The sequence below is a fragment of the Legionella sp. JM-2024 genome, assembly GCF_055389095.1.
The window spans coordinates 3,209,445-3,230,051 of sequence record NZ_AP039388.1 but is presented as its reverse complement, the minus strand read 5'-3'; the positions used below and the strand labels follow the sequence as shown (position 1 = coordinate 3,230,051).

Sequence of the window (20,607 nt, the reverse complement as noted above, 5' to 3'; positions counted from 1 at the left end):
AGAATTTCATATTTTTAAGGAATTGTACACTAAAATGATTAAATGGTTTAAACGAAATCAAAATTCCGGTTCAAATTCGGATACTGAAGAACAAAATACTCATGCTGAACAAAATATCGAATCCATGCCAGAAGAACCCCAGGAACTGAATGTCAAAGAAACCGGATCAAAGGAAAACATTTTTACTCGGTTTAAGAAAGGATTAAGCAAAACACGCCATCAACTGGGAGAAGGCATAAGTCGTTTGTTATTAGGTAAAAAGGAAATTAGCCAGGATTTACTGGAAGAGCTTGAGACTTTATTGATTAGTGCCGATTTGGGTTTAGATACTACTCATGAGGTACTAAAGCAATTAAATGAAGGACTGGAAAGAAAGCAACTGTCCAATGGTGAAGCAGTTTATCAGAGTCTAAAAACAAATTTGCAGAATCTATTGATTCGGGAAGAAAAACCGCTATCCATAGAAATTGAAGAGGACTCCCCTTTTGTGATTTTAATGGTGGGTGTCAATGGCGCTGGTAAAACAACTACGATCGGTAAATTGGCCAAACAATTTCAGAAGCAAGGTAAGAAAGTCATGTTAGCTGCTGGCGATACATTTCGTGCCGCTGCCGTTGAACAATTACATGTGTGGGGTGAAAGAAATGGTATCCCAGTTATTGCTCAACATACAGGTGCTGATAGTGCATCAGTGATTTTTGATGCTCTTCAGGCTGCCAAAGCAAGAAAAATGGATGTTTTAATTGCTGATACTGCCGGACGTTTGCATACGCAAAGTAATTTAATGGAAGAATTGAAAAAAGTAAAAAGAGTAATGCAGAAACTAGATCCTAAGGCACCTCATGAAACCATGTTAGTATTGGATGCGAGTATAGGTCAAAATGCTTTGGTTCAGGCAAGGCAGTTTCATGAAGCAATACAATTAACTGGAATTACAATGACCAAGCTTGATGGAACAGCCAAAGGCGGGATATTATTTGCTATAGCGAATGATTTGGGGATACCATTTCGTTATCTAGGAGTCGGTGAGGGCATTGAAGATTTGAGGCCCTTTGATGCAGCGCAATTTGTCAGTGCAATATTTGATGATGATCACATTTGACCAGGTTAGTAAACGTTATCCAGGCGGCTTTGAAGCATTAAGCCAAGTTAATTTTTCTTTACAAAAGGGCGAAATGGCTTTTCTTACTGGCCATTCTGGCGCTGGGAAAAGTACTTTTCTCAAATTAATCGCCCTACTTGAATGGCCTACTTCGGGTCAATTGACCGTGAATGGTTTGAAATTAAATCATCTTAAAAAGCGAGATGTCTCCGCTCACCGAAGTCAGTTGGGGATTACATTTCAAACGCCTCAATTGCTTAATGACAGAACTGTTTTTGATAACGTAGCTTTGCCTTTGCAAATACAAGGAGTAGCATACCCTATGATCGCTAAAAGAGTGCATGCTGCTTTAGATATGGTTGGACTGTTGAGTAAAGAAAAAATGTTACCAGCCCACTTATCTGTTGGCGAACAACAAAGAGTAGGTATTGCTCGGGCGGTAGTTCATAAACCCTCATTGTTATTAGCGGATGAACCCACTGGTAACCTGGATCCAAAACTTTCTTCTGAAATAATGAAAATTTTTGAACTGTTTAATCAGGTTGGTGTAAGTATACTAATTGCAACACATGATTTGGCGTTAATCGCAGGTATGAAACATCGCATAGTAATGCTTAAGGGGGGGAGACTGTGTTAAAACGCTCACAATCACTTCTTGCTTATCATCTGCAGGCCGCCACTAATAGTTTGAATCTTTTCTGCCGTAAACCATTAGCTACGATGATGACAGTTGCTGTCATCGCTATCGCTTTAGCTTTACCCACACTGTTTTGGGTGTTTACGGATAATTTAAGCGATTTAACCAATAGCTGGCAGCGTGGTGGTCATATTTCCCTGTTTCTAAAGTCTTCACTAACAGAAGCTGAGCAAAAGCTTTTCCTTGAAAAGGTGCGTAATACGGAAGGGGTTGGCCAGGCCAATATCAAATCTTCTGAGGATGGGTTATCCGAATTAACCCAACAGGAGGGAATGGAGGATATTATGCGATATCTTCCTGAAAATCCTTTGCCTGCAGTCATTGAAGTGGTCCCTGCAGTAACAATTGATTCACCGGCAAAGCTGGATTTATTATCTCGTAAATTCCAGGCATTTCCTCAGGTAGCAATTGCGAAGCTGGATATGGAGTGGATTAGTCGATTGCACGCTATTTTGAGTTTTTCAGGTAAAGTAGCCAATGCTTTAATTGCTTTGTTAGCTTTGGCTGTAGTGTTTATTATTGGTAATACGTTGCGTTTGGACATTCATAATAGACAAGAAGAAATTAAAGTTTTAAAACTTGTTGGAGCAACTGATCCCTATATCATTCGTCCTTTTTTGTACTCGGGTATTTGGTATGGAGTAGCCGGTGCTCTTTTAGCAATTTTTCTGGTTAATATTTTTATCCTGACTTTGGGTGTTGCAGTGAATCAGTTAGCGAGTGCCTATCAAATGCACTATCCTTTAGCTTGCTTATCATTAAGGCAAATCTTGCTACTTGTATTATTTGCCATTATACTCGGGTGGCTAGGAGCTCTATTGTCGGTAAAACGACGGTTGGCTTCTATAGAACCCTATAGTTAATGTATAATACTAGTAGGTATAATAGTATTTATTTTAACCAGTATTCTAATAATTTCAGAGTGTTCTATAAAAGGGTAGAAAACCATCTATGGATTTCGAATATTATAAAACATTGAAGGCTTTTGAAATAATGGCTGAAACTGAATTATCGCTATAGTGGTGTTAAGTTATGAGTTTTTACCTAACTTACTGTGTTTGAAAATTCATAACTTAGAGTTCATTTTAGTGAATCACTATCAGTTAAATTAAGTTGTGAATTTTAATACTATTTCAGTGTTAATGACCGGAGGAAGAAGTATGAGTCAACAATTGCAACTTGCTGCAATGAATCTACCTGTTGGTAGTCTTGATTCTTATATCCATCGAGTAAATCAGATTCCAATGCTGACTTTGGAAGAAGAAATTGCTTATGCCGAGCGTTTTCATTCTGAAGGAGATATAGAAGCAGCACGACAATTGGTTCTTGCCCATTTGCGCTATGTAGTTCGTGTAGCCCGAGGTTACCTGGGGTATGGGTTACCTTTGAGTGATTTAATTCAGGAAGGTAATGTGGGTTTGATGAAAGCAGTGAAGCGTTTCGACCCCAAAATGGGTGTACGTCTTGTTTCTTTTGCTGTTCATTGGATTAAAGCAGAAATCCATGAGTTTGTTTTACGCAATTGGCGAATTGTTAAAATTGCAACAACCAAGGCGCAACGTAAATTATTTTTTAATTTGCGCCAAATGAAAAATCGTTTAGGTTGGTTTAGCAATGAAGAAGTAGATGCTGTAGCTAAAGATTTGGGTGTAAGTCGAGAAGATGTACTGATTATGGAAGAACGTTTAAATGTTATGGATTCTTCTTATGATGCTCCGGATGTTGATGATCATGATGAGGCTTATAAAGCGCCTGAGCGTTACCTTTTTAATGTGAATGATGATCCCGCCGTTTTGTTGGAAAAAGAGGATACTGGTGATCAGGGACGAGAGAAATTGATGTTTGCTTTGGAACAACTTGACGAGCGTAGTCAGGATATTTTACAACAACGTTGGCTGGCTGAAGAAAAGCTAACTTTACATGATTTGGCAGAGAAATATGGTGTTTCGGCTGAGCGAGTCCGGCAGTTAGAAAAAAATGCCATGAAAAAAATTCGCCAATATATGGAAGGTTGACGGGAAATATTCAACTTGTTTACAGTTCCTTAGTGTCTGTTGACATTTCATCGTAGACTCTACACCCCGTGGCTTGTCTCCAGGTACATGCCGTGGACAAGCCACGACACCTAGGCCTTGGCAAATATCAACAGGCCTTACTGCTTAAAAAATCCAAGGCAATTTGTTCGACACGTTCATCCATTAATACACTCACATGATCAGCATCAGGCAAAAGAGATAAGCTGGCGTTTTTGTAATTTTTGCAAAAGTCTATGGATTCTTTAGGATTAATAGTAGCATCCAATTCTCCATGGATGCATAAAAAATACGTATCAGGTTCCTGGGAAATAAAATGGCTTAAACGAATCCGATTAGGGTCAACTGGGGCTTGTTGGCGGATTAGTTGGCGCAGTTGCAAATAACCGTGTCCACTTAATTTAAAACGTCTGGCAATTTTATTAACAGGAGTTCTCATTTGTGTTGGAGATGCAATTAAAATAGCTCTTTCAGGTTTATAATTTAATTTCCATTCCGAAAGTTGGCCCGCCAGATTCAAAGTATTTAATATCATAGAGCCGCCAAAAGAATGGCCAATGACTCCATAAAAAGGCCCGAATTGGTTGATTGTTTCTTTGATGATGGCAATGGCATCAGTCCACGGAAGCTGAATACCTTTTGCTTCACCATGAGCAGGAAAATCTATCGCATACACTTCATACCCTTCTTTATGAAGAAGTCTGATTAAGCGGACCATATAAGCAGCACGAGACATCCAACCATGAGTAATCAGTATTTTTTTTGCGTTTGACTTATTGACTGGGCTAAATCGATGTAAAACATGATGGCGTGGGTATTCGCGATGTATGATCTCATCTCGCCTTCCTTCTATGAATTCACAAGCCATTTTGGCAAATTCTCTATATTTCCTATCTATAGGAAGATGGATAGGAGTAATAAACATTTGATAACAAAATTGAGCATGTAACAAATCCCTTATGTATATTAGCGAATCAGTCATCATGGCAATATTCCTTACAGAATTTATTTTTATTTTAGACCAAATTAATTACTCACGTTAACTAATGAGTAAGTTGACAGTTTATACAGAACAGATTAGACAAGATGTGTCAGAATATCATGCTAATATTATTTATCTTTCTTTTATTAATGAGACATTATAATGAGTCTATTCGGGCATATTGGTTCTTATTTTATGCTAGCTGTACTTTAATGCGAGCACACCCGAAGTGATGGCTGTCGTAATACGGTTAGTTATTTCCAAAGCAGCATAAGATGAATCATCGGGGGGTTAAAGTCAATAAAGCAGTACTGACTGCAAACATTCCGCGATAACTTCCTCTGTCCAAATAAAAAATACATTGAGATTGCCAATCAAAACTGACGTTAATGACTGGACTTTTAATTATATTGCCCTAGACTATTTTTAAATAAGTTATGGAGAGATTTTATGTATTCAGCAAATTATATTTATCATCATGATGACCAAGAGTTGCACGGATTTTTAGCCCACAAAGAAGGTATGGAGCGGTCTCTCCCTGCGGTAATTGTGGCTCATGATTGGACTGGACGAGGTGAGTTCGCCTGTCAGAAAGCAAAACAACTAGCTGAGATGGGCTATGTCGGTTTCGCCTTAGATATGTATGGGCAAGGACAAATTGGTTCTAACAATGATGAGAAGATGGCGTTAATGCAACCTTTGTACAGTGATCGCTCTTTACTTAGAAAAAGGTTGCATGCCGCATTTGAGGCAATTAAAACAATTCCAGTAGTTGATAACAATCGTATAGCAGTTATAGGGTTTTGTTTTGGGGGTTTATGTGCTCTTGATTTGGCAAGAAGTGGTGCGGACATCAAAGGAGCAATAAGCTTTCATGGGTTGCTTAATAAACCTGAACATCTTAAATCAGAGAAAATTAAAGCAAAAATTATGGTTTTGCATGGTTACGATGATCCTATGGTGAAACCAGAGCAGGTTCTTACTTTTTGTCAGGAGATGACAGAAGCCAATGCCGATTGGCAAATGCATATGTATGGTCAAGTAAAGCATGCTTTTACTAATCCCCAGGCGCATGATGATAATTTGGGGTTGATTTACGATGAGGTTGCCGCACGTCGCTCCTGGCAAGCAATGAGCCAATTTTTACAAGAGATTTTTTAATGTTTAAAAAAATTCTGGTAGCCAATCGAGGGGAAATCGCACTGCGCATTGTCCGGGCTTGTAAGGAGATGGGAATAGCAGCAGTCACCATTCACAGTGAGGTGGATAGATTTGCTTTGCATGTAAAGAGAGCTTCACATTCACATTGCCTTAGTAAAAAACCTCTGGATGCTTATCTTAACGGGCGACGTATTATCGAGTGTGCAAAGGTTGCCGGGTGTGAAGCAATCCATCCAGGATACGGTTTTTTATCCGAAAATGCTGAATTTGCTGAGGATTGCAACAAGGCGGGGATAGTATTTATTGGTCCCTCTTCGTCAGTGATCGCAACTATGGGTTCCAAGATTGCAGCAAGAGAAGCTATGATAAAAGCAGGTGTTCCTACCATACCTGGAAGTACGGGGAATTTGGAAACCATAGATGAGGCTCTGAGTTGCGCTGACTCTTTAGGGTATCCTGTGATGCTTAAAGCGACTTTTGGGGGAGGTGGTCGAGGGATCAGATTATGCCATGACGCCAGTCAAATAAAACAACAATTTGCTCGAGTGCAGTCTGAAGCAGAAAAATCGTTTGGGGATGCACACGTCTATATGGAAAAATATATTACTAATCCTCGTCATATAGAGGTGCAAATTTTAGCAGATCATCATGGAACAGTACTTCATCTTTTTGAGCGTGATTGCTCAATTCAACGACGCCATCAGAAACTAATAGAAATAGCTCCATCCCCACATCTAGATAATGCCACTCGTAAAATTCTTTTGGAGTATGCGATCAAGGCAGCAAAGGAAGTGGGGTATACTAATGCGGGTACTGTTGAATTTATTTTGGATAAAGATAATCATCCTTACTTTATGGAAATGAATACTCGATTGCAAGTCGAACATCCTGTTACAGAACAGATTACAGGTATTGATATAGTGCAAGAGCAAATTCGTATTGCAGCTGGCGAACGCCTTACCATGTCCCAAGAGCAAATTAATTATAATGGCTTTGCTATAGAGTTTCGTATTAATGCGGAAGATCCTCAAAACGATTTTTTACCAAGTTTTGGTAGGATTACCCGTTATTACGCACCCGGAGGACCTGGTGTAAGGACAGATAGTGCTATATACACGGGATATCAAATTCCGCCTGATTACGATTCCTTATGTGCCAAACTTACTGTGTGGGCACTTGATTGGCCATCTGTCCTTAGAAGAGCCCGTCGTGCACTGGAAGAAATGCGTATGTTTGGCGTGAAAACGACCATTCCTTATTATTTGGAAATGATTAAATCTGAGGAGTTTCAGCAAGGGTTATTAAATACAGGTTTAATAGAGGCACATCCTGAATGGTTAAGATATTCCAACAAATCGTTACCTCAACATAAAGCAGCTGTCATTGCTGCAGCAATCGCTCTAAAATATAAGACCACTCATTAATATTCCCCTACATTTTATGTACTGCAAAGCGGGGTAGTTTCATGCACTATTAACTGACATGAGATAAAATAATTTCTAATCGTTTTTCTATAGAGACTGCAGGCAGTTCAATAATTGGGTAGTTAAGGTCAACATAGGCTTTATAAATGTGGTCGCTGATTTTCTTCGCAGTGACATCATCTTCATCTCTTATTAAATCAGGAACAACTGGTAGTGGATGACAGAAAAAAATCTTTTTGTAACGTAAATGTTGGCATGCTTTAATAACATGAATTTCATTCAAATGATGAAAACGAAAATAACCTATACTGTCAGGAGTGCCTCGGTCAAAGAAAATTAAGTCACTCTTGGGTAATTCTCTTTCACGCCTTAACATAATGTTAAGAATTTTTCTTTGTAACCAAAGAATATCCTGTTTCACTTCTTGCAAAGTCTTTTTTTGGTTATGTGCCAAAAGTTGGTTAATATAGAGTCTGGCTATTTCAGGTGAGGTTTTATATCCCAGTTCTGACAAATGGTTAATTAAACTGGTTTTACCCGAAGACGGCCCACCTGTAATGACACACCAATTGGTTTGAATCATAGTAAGTAATTATCGATTAAACGAATATCTCCAATTTTCACCGCAGCAAAACGCCTGCCTTGAAACTCTTCAACATATTCTACTGATATCCCCAGGTTTTCCAATTCTTTAGTTATCATGACACTGGGTTTGTTTTGATGAAATATTTTTGCAAACTCATCAGCAATTTTTCTTTGCTCTGGAGTCAACCTATTATTGCGAGAGCTGTAGGCCAAACCACTTTTTTCTCTTACCGTAGGGCAAGATTTTACTTCAATATTCATGAATAAGGCTTTCACCATTCCCTGAATTAATAAAAATTGCTGGTAATCTTTTTCGCCGAAATAGGTTCGGGTCGGTCTTGTCAAATTAAGGAGTTTCAGGACGATGGTCAGTACCCCATTAAAATGCCCAGGCCTGTATTTCCCTTCCATATGTTGAGAAAGTTGGTTTTCCTGAATTTGGTAGGTATATCCCTCAGCATAGATCTCTTTCTCATTAGGAAGGATGCAATAATCGACACCGCTCTGAGTCATTAATTCGAGATCAGCATCAAGTGTACGTGGATAGTGAGTAAAATCATCAGAATTATTAAACTGAGTAGGATTAACAAACAAACTTGAAATCGTATAATTATTTTCTTTGCTACTGGCCAAGAACAATGAAGCATGTCCGGCATGCAAATTACCCATGGTCGGAACAAATCCTAAAGAAAGTTCGGAATGCAGAGTATTTCTAAAGTTAATCCACTCATTTAAATTATGAAAAATTTGCATCAGTAATTTTCCTAAAAAGCATGCTCATTGGTTGGGAAATGCATTTGTTGTACTTGTTCAGCATAAGTGTTTAAAGCGTCGATAAAATGATCTTTGGCCCTAAAAAATTTTTTTACGAATTTGGGATTAAACGAAGTTTGCAAGCCTAACATATCGTGCCAAACGAGGACTTGTCCATCGGTTCCTGAGCCTGCACCAATTCCTATAGTCGGAATGGTCAAAGAATCAGTGATAATTTTTGCCAAACTTTGTGGAACACATTCAATGACAACCGCAAAACAGCCTGCTTGTTCCAGGGATAAAGCTTGTTGTACCAGCATTTCTGCTTGTTCATCATTTTTTCCCTGTACTTTATAGCCACCTAATTGATGAATGGCTTGAGGAGTTAAACCGATATGTCCCATTATCGGTATTCCGGCGTTAACCAGATGAGAGATGGTTTGACAAGTGTCTTTATCAGCACCTTCGATTTTTATTGCTTGAGCCCCTGCTTGTAGCAGTTTTTTAACGTTTTCAACCGTATTGGTTTGAGACGATTTATGAGCTAAAAATGGCAAGTCAGTGATTAAAAATTGTTTATTTAAACCACGGGCTACTGCTTGGGTATGTAATTCCATCATTTCTATAGTAGCCATTATCGTTGTGGAATGACCGTGTACCGCCATGGCCACTGAATCACCTACTAGAACACAATCGATATTTGATTCAGCAATAATGCAGGCGGAAGGATAATCATAGCAGGTCAACATGGAAATCTTGCTTTGTTCTTGCTTTTTTTGTTTAAAATCCTGGATTTTCATGCTGCTCTCCCTAAACAGGGAAAGTGGTTAGGCATCGATACGAATAATAGTAACACAGGTACCTGTCTCATGGATCAAGTCCTCCTAGAAAGTTAATAAGTCGCCGCCAACAAAATACAACCTTTATGCAAGAGGTCTATTGGGGGTCAACGCATCCATTGCTATAATATCCTAAGTCTTTTAGTTAAATCCACCTTAAATTTGAGTTATTAAGGGTTGTTATGTATTTTACCGACAAATTAAATAGCCCCGGTGAGCATGAGTTAATGCTTAAAGGATTGGTTGGTTCATTGGAAGCAATACTGACTGTGCCACAGGAAGCTAATACCACTTATGTTGCATTTCTTGGTCATCCACATTCTTTACAAGGTGGGACAATGAATAATAAAGTGGTCACTACTATGTCCAGAGTGTTTAAAGACCTTCATATTCCTGTATTGCGGTTTAATTTCAGGGGAGTAGGACAATCTGAGGGGCGCTATGATAACGGTATTGGTGAGAGTGAGGATATGCGCAGTCTTGTAAAACAATGGCAATCTGAGCAACCCCATACCAAATTTATTTTTGCAGGCTTTTCATTTGGATCTTATGTGGCATACAGAACCGCATCGCAATGCGAACATGTTATGCTAATTACCGTAGCTCCTCCTGTCCATCACTATAATTATAGAGAATTTGAACCAGCTCCTTATCCTTGGCTTATTATACAAGGCAAAGAAGATGAAGTAGTTCCATTTAAATTAGTTATAGAATTCGCCAAGCAGTCCTCACCAGTATTACCTGTCATTGAGTTTGATGAAACGGGTCATTTTTTTCATGGTAAATTATTAATATTAAAAGAGAAACTAATGGAGAGTGTTCGTACTCAGGTTTTTTTATCATGAATTTATTAGCACATTATGACGCAGCAATTCATAGAGGTGAAATAGATAACAATTCTGCCCAGAGAGAAATTCTCGAACATATGCAAAGGATTACAGAAGATTTAAAAAAGGCAGACAAATCATGGTTTCCCTGGAAGAAGAGATTCCCCATTAAAGGGTTATATATTTATGGTCCTGTTGGAGTTGGCAAGACTTATTTGGTGGATTTATTTTATCAATACGTTGAAGAAGAAAAAAAAGCAAGATTTCATTTTCATCATTTTATGCAGCAAATTGATGTTCAGTTAAGACGATTGCAAGGCAAAAAAAATCCTTTGCACTCTATTGCCAAAGAAATTGCCAAATCGATTCGTATTCTCTGCTTTGATGAGTTCTTAGTCCATGATGTTGCTTATGCAATGATTTTAGCGGAGTTATTGCAAGCACTGCATAAATACGGGATTGTTTTAGTTATTTCTTCTAATACTATACCAGATGAGTTGTATTTAAACGGAGTGCATAGAGAGCGATTTATCCCCGCTATTGAGATTATTAAAAAAGATTGTGAAGTATTAAATCTTAATTTAAAACGTGATTATCGTTTAGGGCGACAACCTCTATTGGAGGCCTATTTATACCCCTTAAATGAGCAAACTCAAGAAGCAATGGATCAACAATTCGCTGCGATAACTCAAGAGGAGGATAGGAAAGGCTTTATTACTGTACAGAATCGCGATATTCCTTATATTAAATATGGCACACGTTCCATTTGGTTTGCTTTTGATGTGATTTGTAATTTTCCCCGTAGTCAATTGGATTATTTAGAAATCGCTGATCGATTTGATAATGTTTTCTTAAGTGGTGTTCACAAGTTAACCGAGAGCCATACTGCACAAGCCATTATGTTTATTCATTTTATAGACGTTATGTATGATAGAGGAATTAAACTCATTATCTCTGCTGATGTACCCGTGGAAGAGTTGTATGTTAAAGGTGAAATGAAAGAAACATTTAAACGCACTTTGAGCCGATTGATTGAGATGCAATCTGTGGATTATCTAAGTCGGCACCCTCGGCGTCTGATAAAAGAAATGGCTTAATTTTGTATAAATTTTTTTCTGGTGAGAATGATTCTCGATATCATTTGTGTTAAAATTAATTTAATGAATTATATTTTGTTGCCCTATTATGCAAATTAGTGAATTAAAACAAGGAGATAAAGTGCGGTTAGTCGACTTTGGGTTGACTGATATGCAGTATAGACGCAGGCTTTTATCTCTAGGTATTACTTGTGGAGTTGAGTTTTCTATCGTGAGGATTGCACCATTAGGATGCCCAGTACAAATTGAGGTAAGAGGAACATTTTTAACTTTGCGTAAAGATGAAGCGAGTCAATTAGTATTGGAGTACATATGACTCATGTCTTATTAGTAGGAAATCCTAATTGCGGTAAAACAACCTTATTCAATGCCTTAACTAATGCTAATCAACGGGTAGGAAATTGGCCAGGTGTCACTGTTGAGAAAAAAACAGGGGAGTTTTTATCAGGTGGTCGTTTAATTGAGATCACTGATTTACCAGGAGTCTATTCACTCGTCGCCAATGCTGAAGGAATAAGCCAGGATGAGCAAATTGCCGCTCAGTCAGTGATTGATTTGGAATTTGATTGTATTATTAATGTGATAGATGCTTGCCATCTCGAAAGACATTTATATTTAACCAGCCAATTATTTGAATTAAGAAAACCCATTATTGTAGCACTTAACATGATGGATATTGCTCAGCAACGGGGTATTTCTATTGATATAAAAGCATTGGAAGAAATATTAGGTTGTTCCGTTATTCCCATTCAGGCGCATAAAAAGATTGGCATTCCTGCACTTCAACAGTCATTACTTCATTTACCTCGCGAGATTAAACCATTAGAGCTTTCTCTACCAGCCTGTGCGCAAAAAGCTTTGGATAGTTTGCAAAATCGTTTGATCGCTGAAGGCTATGAAGAGTCGCGTGCGTATTATTTCTCGCGCAGACTTGCTGAAGGGGATACTTTGATAGGGAACGAGGCAAGTAAAGTGGGGCTTGTGGAAATAAATGAAACTGACCTGAATCTTGATGTGCTGTTGGCAGATGCACGTTATCAGAAAATTCATGAAGTCGTCGCCTTAGTGCAACAAAAGCGCAGTGATGCCAGTGAACATTTTACTGCTAAGCTGGATAAAATTGTTTTGCATCGTTTTCTGGCATTACCCATATTTTTCGCTATGATGTATTTGATGTTTTTGTTTGCCATCAACATCGGCGGAGCATTCCAGGATTTTTTTGATATTAGTACAGAGACTATATTTGTTCAGGGTAGTGGTTGGTTATTACAACAACTGCATGCACCTAACTGGGTGATTGCTCTTTTAGCCAACGGAGTAGGAAAAGGGATTAATACTACCATTACTTTTATCCCTGTTATTGCTTCTATGTTTTTCTTCTTGTCTTTATTAGAAACTTCTGGATATATGGCAAGGGCTGCCTTTGTAGTAGATAAAGCAATGCGAGCTATGGGTTTGCCCGGGAAATCGTTTGTACCTATGATCGTTGGTTTTGGATGTAATGTTCCTGCAATTATGGCAGCACGTACTCTTGATTCGGAGCGAGACAGATTATTGACTGTTATGATGAGTCCATTTATGTCTTGTAGCGCGCGATTGGCTATTTATGCCGTGTTTGTTGCGGCATTTTTTCCCTCCGGAGGGCATAATGTTGTTTTTTCGTTATATCTAATCGGTATTTTAATGGCAGTGTTTACCGGATTTATTTTACGAAAAACTACATTGAAAGGACATGCCTCTCCATTGATATTGGAATTACCTGCTTATCACAGACCCTCCATCAAACGACTAATTAGAGAAACTATGATGCGATTGAGGTTTTTTGTTTTTCGTGCCGGTAAGCTTATTATTCCTATTTGTGTGATTCTGGGAGGGCTAAACGCTATTACTTTGGGGGGCGGTATTAGTTCCGGGGAGGCGAATACTGATTCTTTATTGTCATTGATTGGCCAGTGGATTACGCCTTTGTTTACCCCAATGGGAATTCATCAAGAAAATTGGCCGGCTACTGTTGGTTTATTAACTGGTATGCTAGCTAAAGAAGTAGTAGTTGGTACTTTAAATTCACTTTATGCTCAAGTAGGTCATTGGGGAGGGACGGTGGCTAGCCATTTTGATTTTTGGAGTGGCATCAAATCCGCTCTATGGTCTATTCCAGAGAATTTATCAGAATTGGGTTCCGCTTTGTGGAATCCTATTTCTGCCAGTGCTGCCGATAGCGACTTATCTCAATCGGTTTATGGCATTATGTCCCAACGTTTTGACGGTGCGATAGGGGCTTATGCTTATTTGCTTTTTGTCTTGCTGTACATCCCTTGTGTTTCAACTATGGCAGTGATTCGTCAGGAGGCAAATAAGCAACTTATGTGGACCTCCATCATATGGTCATTTGTCGTAGCCTACGCTACAGCAGTTGTTTTTTATCAAGGTGCTAAATTTTTAGAGCATCCACAACAAAGTATTATCTGGATTGTTGCTATGTTACTGAGTTTAGTACTGGTTTTAACAGTATTCCGTTATAGTGAGCATAGTATGGAGAAGCAAAATGTTGCTGCAAATACGTGATTTTATCTGTCGGGAAGGGGTAGTAAGTACCCAACAGTTGAGTAGAGAGTTTCGGTTGGATTTGACAGCATTGCAACCTATGTTGGATTTATGGGTTAAAAAAGGCGCAATAAGACAATGCGAGGGAGGAACCAATTGTAAAAGTGCTTGCTTTAAATGCCGTATTCCTCCTGATTATTATCAGTACGTCGCGTAACATTCATAGTAACTGTTCACGCTGTATCGCCGGAATGCCATATTTGGTCTGTCTTAAACAAAAAATTAGTATTCAACCAAGGTTCAAGATATATACCCCGAACAGTTACCATTAATATTCTGATGCAGAGAAGAGTCTAATAATTTCTTTCCAGGGCAAATTTAGCTAAATCGATTAGAGCTTCTTTATAAATGGACTCAGGGAGTATTTCCAGAGCGGTTAGTGCTGAGTCAACTTCTTGAGCAGCAATTCGTTTGGTAAACGGTATTGCTTTTGTTTGCTCAATAGCAATTAAAATATCAGGCAGGTAACTTAGGCTGCCTTTCATTAAACTCTCTTTTATTTGCTTTTGTTGAGTAGCGTTACCATGTTGTAATGCATGGATAAGTGGTAAAGTGGCCTTCCCATCTGCTAAATCGTCACCAATATTTTTGCCTAAAGTAGTAGCATCCGAGCAATAATCCAGGGCATCATCAATTAATTGAAAGGCATTTCCCAGGTGCAAACCATAGGTATATAGACTATTTTGAACATCAATAGGTGCATTAGTAAGTATTGGGCCTATACAAGCAGCAGCAGCAAATAAAAGTGCTGTTTTGGCTCGGATTACATCGAAGTAATCATCCAGATTAAGGGCAGGATTATGACGATTAGCAAGCTGTTTTACTTCGCCGCAGGTAATCTGGTGGGAAGTATTGGCTAGTAGATTAAGAATCTCGGTAATACCAACTTCTACCATTAGTTGTACGGATTGAGTAAAGAGATAATCACCGACTAAAACACTGGCTTTGCTCCCCCAAATACTGTTTGCGGTCTGTTTTCCTCGTCTTAAAGTAGACTCATCAATAACATCGTCATGCAATAAGGTGGCAGTATGAAAAAATTCAACCATAGCTGCAAGTGAAATATGATCTTTTCCTTGGTATCCACAAGCATTACTTGCCAAGAGTACAACCAGAGGGCGTAGACGTTTTCCACCACTTTCGACTATGTGTTGTGATAAGTCATGAATTAAACCGACTTGAGATTGAATTTTATCAATAATTAAATTATTAACCGCGTTAAAGTCCTCACTAACCAGCGCTCGTATACGGTCAATAGTCATTCATTTATCCCCTGATGTTTAATCAATGCATGCTAAGGTCGTATAAGTTAATTGTCAAGTGTGAGGCAAATTGCTTCGCATAGTGAATAGTAAAATGATAATCAAATAATACTTGTAAGGAATTAGGCATATTGACTAAGAGCTTTGTTTAAGAGTTGCATATTTCTTCTTTTTATTTTTATACATTATTTTATCAGCCAATTTTAATAAATCCTCAACACTTTGCGCATTAATGGGGTAGTTTGCCATTCCAACGCTAATAGTACACTGTATTTCCTGATTTTTTATTAGAAAAGGTTGTTTAAATTCCTGCTCAATTCTTTGAGATAAAGCGGTAGCAATTTTATCCTTGGGTTTGTGGATGATGGTTGCGGTAAATTCATCACCTCCTAATCGTGCTATGAAGTCATTTTCCCTAAAACAGGATTGCAGGCGTTTGCTTGTTAGCAACAAAAGAAGATCACCAATTTCATGCCCGTATTTATCATTAATCGATTTGAAACCATCTAAATCCATAAAATAGAGAGTGACGGCATTGTGATTAGGATCTGTTGTGTCCAAAATAGTTTGGAGATAGGTGTAAAAATAAGCTCGATTTGGTAAATTGGTTAGCGAATCATGTTGTGCCAGGTAATGAAATTTTTGTTTGTCGGCCAAAAGTAAATAATTTTGCTCTTTCAAGAGAGATTCGTACCGTAAATTCTGAATTAGAAAATGATAAAGAACTGTAAAAATAAGCAAAAAAATAAATAAATGATTCGTATTATCCAGGAAGAATATGTATTCTTTAGAAACTGAATAAATTGGGATATAAAACTCAAATACAAAAATAATCATTGAGCTAATAGCTAGCAAGCCATATATTAGTAACCCATTTAATCCAAGAGTTGCAAAAGCTATAATTGGAGAAACATAAAACCACCCCAAATAAGACATGGTAATTTTCCCGGCAATAAGATTTCCTCCAATGATTATAGACAGCACAAGAATATTCAAAACGTGCCCACTAAAAGTAAGATTGTAATTTTTTTTTATTAAAATTAAATTTCCAAGTAGAATTAGGATACCAGCGGTTAACATCCCGATTATGAACCGTATTTTTAATAAGTAGATGTTTGTTATTATCAGTAAGATACCCAATATTATAAGTTCTATCGAAATAGCGTATAGTAAATGATATTTTCTTTGTTGGTCAGGAGATATCACTTTTGTCTGTGAATCCCGCTCTTTTGTTTTCATTTGCAATGACATCCACCACCTCAATAATCTCAGTCGGTAAAGAATGAAATTCATTCCTATTATCAAGTATAGAATAATATAGTCACTTGAATTTTAAATGACCGATTCTCTACGTACCGCTGCTTGACAGCGGTATCCACAAGGTGCGCTCTGGATACCTCGGACAAGCCAAGGCGCGTAGGCTGTTTAACGGGTCATTTAAAAATCAAAGAACTATATAATCTTATATTGTTTCATTATGTCTATCTGAAGCAATTATTGTATGTTGGGTATTGCAAAATGTTCGGCACATTCATTGATGCAAACAGATAAGAACGATTTAAATGGAATAAACAGCTGCTATCATTACGCTCGTTGGGAGATCTGCATCGGTTGGGCAATCCATAACCGATTGCCACACCAATTCATTTCCAAATTTGGATTACTTTGTCAAAACTCGTAATGACGAAGTGAGTAATTAAGTCCCTTTATTACAAGATATTAGTAAGGCTGGACATGGATCGCAAACAATTTAAACATTAAAACGAAAATGCATGACATCTCCATCACAAACTACATATTCCTTACCTTCAAGACGTAATTTGCCAGCTTCTTTAGCGCCTTGCTCCCCTGAAAAGCGAATAAAATCATCATAAGAAATCACTTCAGCTCTGATAAAGCCTTTCTCAAAATCCGTATGAATTACACCAGCAGCTTGCGGCGCTGTTGCACCTTTATGGATGGTCCAGGCTCTTACTTCTTTCACTCCGGCGGTGAAATAGGTTTGTAACCCTAATAATTCGTACCCTGCGCGGATGACTTTATGTAATCCGGGTTCAGTAAGTCCCAAATCAACCATAAATTCTTGTCTGTCTTTTTCATCCAGTTCTACCAACTCCGCTTCCGTTGCCGCGCAAAGTGCTACTATGCTTGCCTGTTCCTGGACAGCTAAAGCCTGGACTTTATCGAGTAAAGGATTGTTCACATACCCATTATCGTCTACATTAGCAATATAGAGAACTGGTTTGGCGGTCAATAAAAAAAGGCGTTTGGTCGCTTGTTCTTCTTCAGGAGAAAGCTCGAGTGTCCTGACAGGAGAACCGGCATCAAGATGTGCTTTAATTTTTTCCAGGGTTTTTAGTTCAAAAATGGCTTCCTTATTTCCACTTTTGCTATTTTTCCCAACCTTTAGTATCGCTTTTTCCAGAGTTTCCATATCCGCTAAAGCCAATTCCGTATTAATGACTTCTATGTCACTTAAAGGGTCAACCCGACCTTCCACATGAACAACATCTGAATTGTCAAAACAACGAACAACGTGAGCAATCGCATCAGTTTCTCTGATATTCGCCAGAAACTGATTGCCTAGTCCCTCTCCACTCGATGCTCCTTTAACTAATCCGGCAATATCGACAAATTGCATGGTGGCATGAAGAACTTGTTGAGGCTTGACTATATTACTTAAAGCATCCAGTCTTGAATCAGGTACAGTGACGATACCTATATTGGGCTCAATGGTACAAAATGGGTAATTGGCTGCCTCTATTCCAGCCTTAGTCAATGCATTAAAAAGAGTTGATTTACCGACATTAGGTAATCCTACTATTCCACATTTAAATCCCATGAGCCGTACCTCATTCTGTTAAGCATTTAATTGATTCATTGCCCGGGCCATATCCCCAGACAATACCATAGGTATTATTGCTATGCCTCTATCTATTGCATCATAAATTTGTTGTCTGTCATGCATAGAGGGTTTGCTTAGCACATATTGATGGACCAAATCCTTATGGCCAGGATGACCTATACCAATACGCAATCGATGGAATTCTCCTGTTCCCAATTGAGCTGTTATGTCTCTCAGGCCATTATGCCCACCATGGCCACCGCCTGTTTTTAATTTGAGACGTCCAACAGGTAAATCCAGTTCATCATGAACTATTAATATTTCGCTGGGTTCAATTTTATAGAATTGACTAATTATTCTTGTGACTTGCCCGCTATGATTCATAAAAGTTAAAGGCAGTGCAAGTCGGCACAGCAGACTATTAATATTCAGTTCAGTTAATTCAGCTTGCATTTTTTTGTCAATTTTAAAATGCGAATTATGTCTTTGAGCCAAAGCGGTAACCAACCAACCTCCAGCATTGTGCCTGGTTTGTTCATAAGCAGAACCGGGATTGCGTAAACCGATAATGAGTTTAATGGCCATAAATTATTATTATATTAAAAATTGAATTAAGCAGGTTATAGTTGAATATTCTAGCATTAGATTTTATGCCAATATTCAGATTGAACTCAGAATATTGGCATGAGTATAAAACAGGAGAGTACTTATTCCGCACTTTCCTCTTGATCTGTAGTTGGAACAGCTGATGCTGGAACTTCTGGTGTTTCTTCTAGTTCGGCTGAGCTCACTTTGGGGGCATGTATACTCACTACTGGAGCATCATGACTACCATCTGAGAGGTCGACAGTGAGTTGAGCGCCTTTAGGAAGTTTTAGATCGGATAAGTGAACTACGTCATCCATGCCTATCTTGGACATATCGACTTCAATGAATTCAGGCAAATCTTTTGCTTGGCAACGTATTTCGACTTGGGTCATTGTATGTTGTACAATTCCGCCGGCTTTAATTCCCGGAGATTGTTGCTCATTAATGAAATGAATAGGAATCAATTTAACCAGAACATCCTTCCCGGAAACACGCTGTAAATCCATGTGCATCACAATGGGTTTGAAGGGATGACGTTGTAGTGCTTTTAAAATGACATGTTCTACTTTACCGTCTACTGTAATATCAAAAACACTGGAATAAATACTTTCTGTTTCCAGAGCTTTAATTACTTTATGGTGGTGAAAATGGATTGATACAGGTTTTTTGTTTCCACCATATAAGACAGCAGGGACTTTATTTTCAAGTCGACGTAGGCGGCGGCTCGCACCTTTCCCCATATCCGTTCTTGATTGCGCTTCTAATTGAATAGTTGACATTATAAATAACTCCAAAAATTTAAGGGTTCCCTTTAGGGCTATTGAAAGTCAATAGTTCCTAATTAATCCGCGACCAGATTAAAATTTACCAGAGAGCTTCAAAATACTAAGTCAATCAGTAAAGGGTGGTGAAGTATACAATATTTTAAAATGAACTTGAAGTAATAGTCATAATTTCATAGAATATGGCACTTTGTTGGAATTGTGATAGCCAATCAGGCGAATTGGAGAATAGTTATGTATGCGGTAATTAAGACTGGCGGTAAGCAATATACCGTGAAAGAAGGTGATGTTTTAAAAATTGAAATGCTGCCTGAAAATGTTGGCAATGAGATTAAGTTTTCAGAAGTATTGATGTTGGCTGATGGTGATAAAATCATTTGTGGTACGCCTTTCATTGCTAAAGCAACGGTTAAGGCTGAAGTGCTTGATCATGGTCGTCACAAGAAAGTTAAGATTATTAAATTCCGTCGACGTAAGCACCACATGAAGCAAATGGGGCACAGACAATATTATTCGCAAGTTAAAATTACTGCGATAGGTAAATAAGAGGGGATAGCAATGGCTCATAAGAAAGCAGGCGGTAGTACTCGTAATGGCCGCGATTCGAATCCAAAATACCTTGGTGTGAAACGTTTTGGTGGTCAATTTGTAAATGCTGGCGAAATTATTGTAAGACAGCGTGGCACACGTTTTCATCCTGGACCTGGCGTAGGTTGTGGTCGCGATCACACATTGTATGCTTTGGTAGAAGGTTTGGTTCAGTTTACTATTAAAGGCGAAAAAAATCGTAAATACGTCACTATAGTCCCTGAGCAAAGAGAAGAGGCTGTAAGTTAAGTTTTTAAAATTAAGGCTATTTCCAATAGCATCATAATTCGATTTGTTTAACCCCGGTAACGGGGTTTTTTTTTACAGGACCTACGCAAAATCCCAATTGCTTTGTTAAAAAATGTTTTTAATTCGGTCATTTAGTTTATCTAAACTCCCTCATTCAAAACATTTTTTGCCTCGATCTTGGAATTTTGC

22 protein-coding genes are annotated in these 20,607 nt (G+C 38.3%); 13 read left to right on the top strand and 9 right to left on the bottom strand.

From position 1 onward, the window contains the following. The first annotated feature begins 34 nt into the window (after positions 1-34). The 4 genes from ftsY to rpoH all read left to right on the top strand — a co-directional run bounded on the left by ftsY (position 35) and on the right by rpoH (position 3,814). A complete protein-coding gene (ftsY, locus tag ACZ5EK_RS14100) occupies positions 35-1,102 on the top strand; it encodes a signal recognition particle-docking protein FtsY (protein ID WP_464430336.1) in 1,068 nt (355 codons plus the stop codon). Further along, positions 1,089-1,739 (top strand): cell division ATP-binding protein FtsE, encoded by a 651-nt coding sequence (ftsE, locus tag ACZ5EK_RS14095; RefSeq protein WP_464427752.1) that lies wholly within the window; start codon positions 1,089-1,091, stop codon positions 1,737-1,739. Before ftsY ends, ftsE begins: the two co-directional genes overlap by 14 nt. Continuing rightward, complete coding sequence (gene ftsX, locus ACZ5EK_RS14090) at positions 1,733-2,662, top strand: permease-like cell division protein FtsX (RefSeq protein WP_464430335.1); 930 nt, start codon at positions 1,733-1,735, stop codon at positions 2,660-2,662. Before ftsE ends, ftsX begins: the two co-directional genes overlap by 7 nt. A gap of 297 nt (positions 2,663-2,959) precedes the next feature. After that, entirely contained in the window at positions 2,960-3,814 is an 855-nt protein-coding gene (gene rpoH, locus ACZ5EK_RS14085) for an RNA polymerase sigma factor RpoH (protein WP_464430334.1), read from the top strand. A 127-nt stretch (positions 3,815-3,941) separates the two neighbouring features. Here rpoH and ACZ5EK_RS14080 read toward each other — a convergent pair whose 3' ends face one another. Next, a complete protein-coding gene (locus ACZ5EK_RS14080) occupies positions 3,942-4,817 on the bottom strand; it encodes an alpha/beta hydrolase (RefSeq protein ID WP_464430333.1) in 876 nt (291 codons plus the stop codon). Positions 4,818-5,264: 447 nt separating this feature from the next. On the opposite strand from ACZ5EK_RS14080, the gene ACZ5EK_RS14075 reads away from it, so the two are divergent. Together ACZ5EK_RS14075 and ACZ5EK_RS14070 are read left to right on the top strand one after the other, a co-directional pair. Further along, entirely contained in the window at positions 5,265-5,975 is a 711-nt protein-coding gene (locus ACZ5EK_RS14075; RefSeq protein ID WP_464430332.1) for a dienelactone hydrolase family protein, read from the top strand. Then, positions 5,975-7,399 (top strand): acetyl-CoA carboxylase biotin carboxylase subunit, encoded by a 1,425-nt coding sequence (locus tag ACZ5EK_RS14070; RefSeq protein WP_464430331.1) that lies wholly within the window; start codon positions 5,975-5,977, stop codon positions 7,397-7,399. Before ACZ5EK_RS14075 ends, ACZ5EK_RS14070 begins: the two co-directional genes overlap by 1 nt. Before the next feature lie 49 nt (positions 7,400-7,448). On the opposite strand, the gene ACZ5EK_RS14065 is transcribed toward ACZ5EK_RS14070, so the two are convergent. Genes ACZ5EK_RS14065 through panB form a run of 3 tightly spaced genes read right to left on the bottom strand, consistent with a single transcriptional unit; the run spans position 7,449 to position 9,537 of the window. Next, positions 7,449-7,982: an AAA family ATPase gene (locus ACZ5EK_RS14065; protein WP_464430330.1), complete on the bottom strand. Its 534-nt coding sequence runs from the start codon at positions 7,980-7,982 to the stop codon at positions 7,449-7,451. Further along, the gene (gene panC / locus ACZ5EK_RS14060) at positions 7,979-8,737 is read right to left on the bottom strand and encodes a pantoate--beta-alanine ligase (protein ID WP_464430329.1); all 759 of its coding nucleotides are present in this window, start codon (positions 8,735-8,737) and stop codon (positions 7,979-7,981) included. Before panC ends, ACZ5EK_RS14065 begins: the two co-directional genes overlap by 4 nt. An 11-nt stretch (positions 8,738-8,748) precedes the next feature. Continuing rightward, the gene (panB, locus tag ACZ5EK_RS14055; protein ID WP_464430327.1) at positions 8,749-9,537 is read right to left on the bottom strand and encodes a 3-methyl-2-oxobutanoate hydroxymethyltransferase; all 789 of its coding nucleotides are present in this window, start codon (positions 9,535-9,537) and stop codon (positions 8,749-8,751) included. Between the two features lie 221 nt (positions 9,538-9,758). Here panB and ACZ5EK_RS14050 point away from each other — a divergent pair, with 221 nt between their 5' ends. The 5 genes from ACZ5EK_RS14050 to ACZ5EK_RS14030 all read left to right on the top strand — a co-directional run bounded on the left by ACZ5EK_RS14050 (position 9,759) and on the right by ACZ5EK_RS14030 (position 14,261). Beyond that, positions 9,759-10,421, top strand: coding sequence for an alpha/beta hydrolase (locus ACZ5EK_RS14050; protein ID WP_464430326.1), 663 nt, complete (start codon positions 9,759-9,761; stop codon positions 10,419-10,421). Beyond that, a complete protein-coding gene (gene zapE, locus ACZ5EK_RS14045) occupies positions 10,418-11,500 on the top strand; it encodes a cell division protein ZapE (RefSeq protein WP_464430325.1) in 1,083 nt (360 codons plus the stop codon). The genes ACZ5EK_RS14050 and zapE overlap by 4 nt, the downstream gene beginning before the upstream one ends. 88 nt (positions 11,501-11,588) lie before the next feature. Next, a complete protein-coding gene (locus ACZ5EK_RS14040) occupies positions 11,589-11,816 on the top strand; it encodes a FeoA family protein (RefSeq protein WP_464425352.1) in 228 nt (75 codons plus the stop codon). Next, on the top strand, positions 11,813-14,065 hold the full coding sequence (gene feoB, locus ACZ5EK_RS14035) for a Fe(2+) transporter permease subunit FeoB (RefSeq protein ID WP_464430323.1): 2,253 nt from the start codon (positions 11,813-11,815) through the stop codon (positions 14,063-14,065). Before ACZ5EK_RS14040 ends, feoB begins: the two co-directional genes overlap by 4 nt. After that, positions 14,046-14,261 (top strand): FeoC-like transcriptional regulator, encoded by a 216-nt coding sequence (locus ACZ5EK_RS14030; RefSeq protein ID WP_464430320.1) that lies wholly within the window; start codon positions 14,046-14,048, stop codon positions 14,259-14,261. Before feoB ends, ACZ5EK_RS14030 begins: the two co-directional genes overlap by 20 nt. Before the next feature lie 136 nt (positions 14,262-14,397). Here ACZ5EK_RS14030 and ACZ5EK_RS14025 read toward each other — a convergent pair whose 3' ends face one another. The 5 genes from ACZ5EK_RS14025 to ACZ5EK_RS14005 all read right to left on the bottom strand — a co-directional run bounded on the left by ACZ5EK_RS14025 (position 14,398) and on the right by ACZ5EK_RS14005 (position 19,578). Further along, entirely contained in the window at positions 14,398-15,366 is a 969-nt protein-coding gene (locus tag ACZ5EK_RS14025; RefSeq protein ID WP_464430318.1) for a polyprenyl synthetase family protein, read from the bottom strand. Between the two features lie 135 nt (positions 15,367-15,501). Beyond that, positions 15,502-16,617, bottom strand: coding sequence for a diguanylate cyclase domain-containing protein (locus ACZ5EK_RS14020; RefSeq protein WP_464430316.1), 1,116 nt, complete (start codon positions 16,615-16,617; stop codon positions 15,502-15,504). A 499-nt stretch (positions 16,618-17,116) separates the two neighbouring features. After that, complete coding sequence (gene ychF / locus ACZ5EK_RS14015) at positions 17,117-18,208, bottom strand: redox-regulated ATPase YchF (protein WP_464430315.1); 1,092 nt, start codon at positions 18,206-18,208, stop codon at positions 17,117-17,119. 18 nt (positions 18,209-18,226) lie between these two features. Beyond that, complete coding sequence (gene pth / locus ACZ5EK_RS14010; RefSeq protein ID WP_464425339.1) at positions 18,227-18,796, bottom strand: aminoacyl-tRNA hydrolase; 570 nt, start codon at positions 18,794-18,796, stop codon at positions 18,227-18,229. 122 nt (positions 18,797-18,918) lie between these two features. Further along, on the bottom strand, positions 18,919-19,578 hold the full coding sequence (locus ACZ5EK_RS14005; RefSeq protein WP_464430313.1) for a 50S ribosomal protein L25/general stress protein Ctc: 660 nt from the start codon (positions 19,576-19,578) through the stop codon (positions 18,919-18,921). Positions 19,579-19,815: 237 nt separating this feature from the next. Here ACZ5EK_RS14005 and rplU point away from each other — a divergent pair, with 237 nt between their 5' ends. Then, positions 19,816-20,127 carry a 50S ribosomal protein L21 gene (gene rplU / locus ACZ5EK_RS14000; protein WP_464430311.1) on the top strand — a complete coding sequence of 104 codons (312 nt, stop codon included), beginning with the start codon at positions 19,816-19,818 and terminating at the stop codon, positions 20,125-20,127. Between the two features lie 12 nt (positions 20,128-20,139). Beyond that, positions 20,140-20,418, top strand: coding sequence for a 50S ribosomal protein L27 (rpmA, locus tag ACZ5EK_RS13995; RefSeq protein WP_464425334.1), 279 nt, complete (start codon positions 20,140-20,142; stop codon positions 20,416-20,418). The last annotated feature ends 189 nt before the right edge of the window (positions 20,419-20,607 follow it).

Coding starts and splice junctions, on each gene's coding strand:
- ACZ5EK_RS14050 (WP_464430326.1), top strand. CDS start 9,759: ATGTATTTTACCGACAAATTAAATAGCCCCGGTGAGCATGAGTTAATG.
- ACZ5EK_RS14075 (WP_464430332.1), top strand. CDS start 5,265: ATGTATTCAGCAAATTATATTTATCATCATGATGACCAAGAGTTGCAC.
- ftsE (WP_464427752.1), top strand. CDS start 1,089: ATGATCACATTTGACCAGGTTAGTAAACGTTATCCAGGCGGCTTTGAA.
- ftsY (WP_464430336.1), top strand. CDS start 35: ATGATTAAATGGTTTAAACGAAATCAAAATTCCGGTTCAAATTCGGAT.
- ychF (WP_464430315.1), bottom strand. CDS start 18,208: ATGGGATTTAAATGTGGAATAGTAGGATTACCTAATGTCGGTAAATCA.
- panC (WP_464430329.1), bottom strand. CDS start 8,737: ATGCAAATTTTTCATAATTTAAATGAGTGGATTAACTTTAGAAATACT.
- ACZ5EK_RS14025 (WP_464430318.1), bottom strand. CDS start 15,366: ATGACTATTGACCGTATACGAGCGCTGGTTAGTGAGGACTTTAACGCG.
- panB (WP_464430327.1), bottom strand. CDS start 9,537: ATGAAAATCCAGGATTTTAAACAAAAAAAGCAAGAACAAAGCAAGATT.
- ACZ5EK_RS14070 (WP_464430331.1), top strand. CDS start 5,975: ATGTTTAAAAAAATTCTGGTAGCCAATCGAGGGGAAATCGCACTGCGC.
- ACZ5EK_RS14065 (WP_464430330.1), bottom strand. CDS start 7,982: ATGATTCAAACCAATTGGTGTGTCATTACAGGTGGGCCGTCTTCGGGT.
- ACZ5EK_RS14005 (WP_464430313.1), bottom strand. CDS start 19,578: ATGTCAACTATTCAATTAGAAGCGCAATCAAGAACGGATATGGGGAAA.
- ACZ5EK_RS14030 (WP_464430320.1), top strand. CDS start 14,046: ATGTTGCTGCAAATACGTGATTTTATCTGTCGGGAAGGGGTAGTAAGT.
- pth (WP_464425339.1), bottom strand. CDS start 18,796: ATGGCCATTAAACTCATTATCGGTTTACGCAATCCCGGTTCTGCTTAT.
- ACZ5EK_RS14080 (WP_464430333.1), bottom strand. CDS start 4,817: ATGATGACTGATTCGCTAATATACATAAGGGATTTGTTACATGCTCAA.
- ACZ5EK_RS14040 (WP_464425352.1), top strand. CDS start 11,589: ATGCAAATTAGTGAATTAAAACAAGGAGATAAAGTGCGGTTAGTCGAC.
- rplU (WP_464430311.1), top strand. CDS start 19,816: ATGTATGCGGTAATTAAGACTGGCGGTAAGCAATATACCGTGAAAGAA.
- ACZ5EK_RS14020 (WP_464430316.1), bottom strand. CDS start 16,617: ATGTCATTGCAAATGAAAACAAAAGAGCGGGATTCACAGACAAAAGTG.
- zapE (WP_464430325.1), top strand. CDS start 10,418: ATGAATTTATTAGCACATTATGACGCAGCAATTCATAGAGGTGAAATA.
- rpoH (WP_464430334.1), top strand. CDS start 2,960: ATGAGTCAACAATTGCAACTTGCTGCAATGAATCTACCTGTTGGTAGT.
- feoB (WP_464430323.1), top strand. CDS start 11,813: ATGACTCATGTCTTATTAGTAGGAAATCCTAATTGCGGTAAAACAACC.
- rpmA (WP_464425334.1), top strand. CDS start 20,140: ATGGCTCATAAGAAAGCAGGCGGTAGTACTCGTAATGGCCGCGATTCG.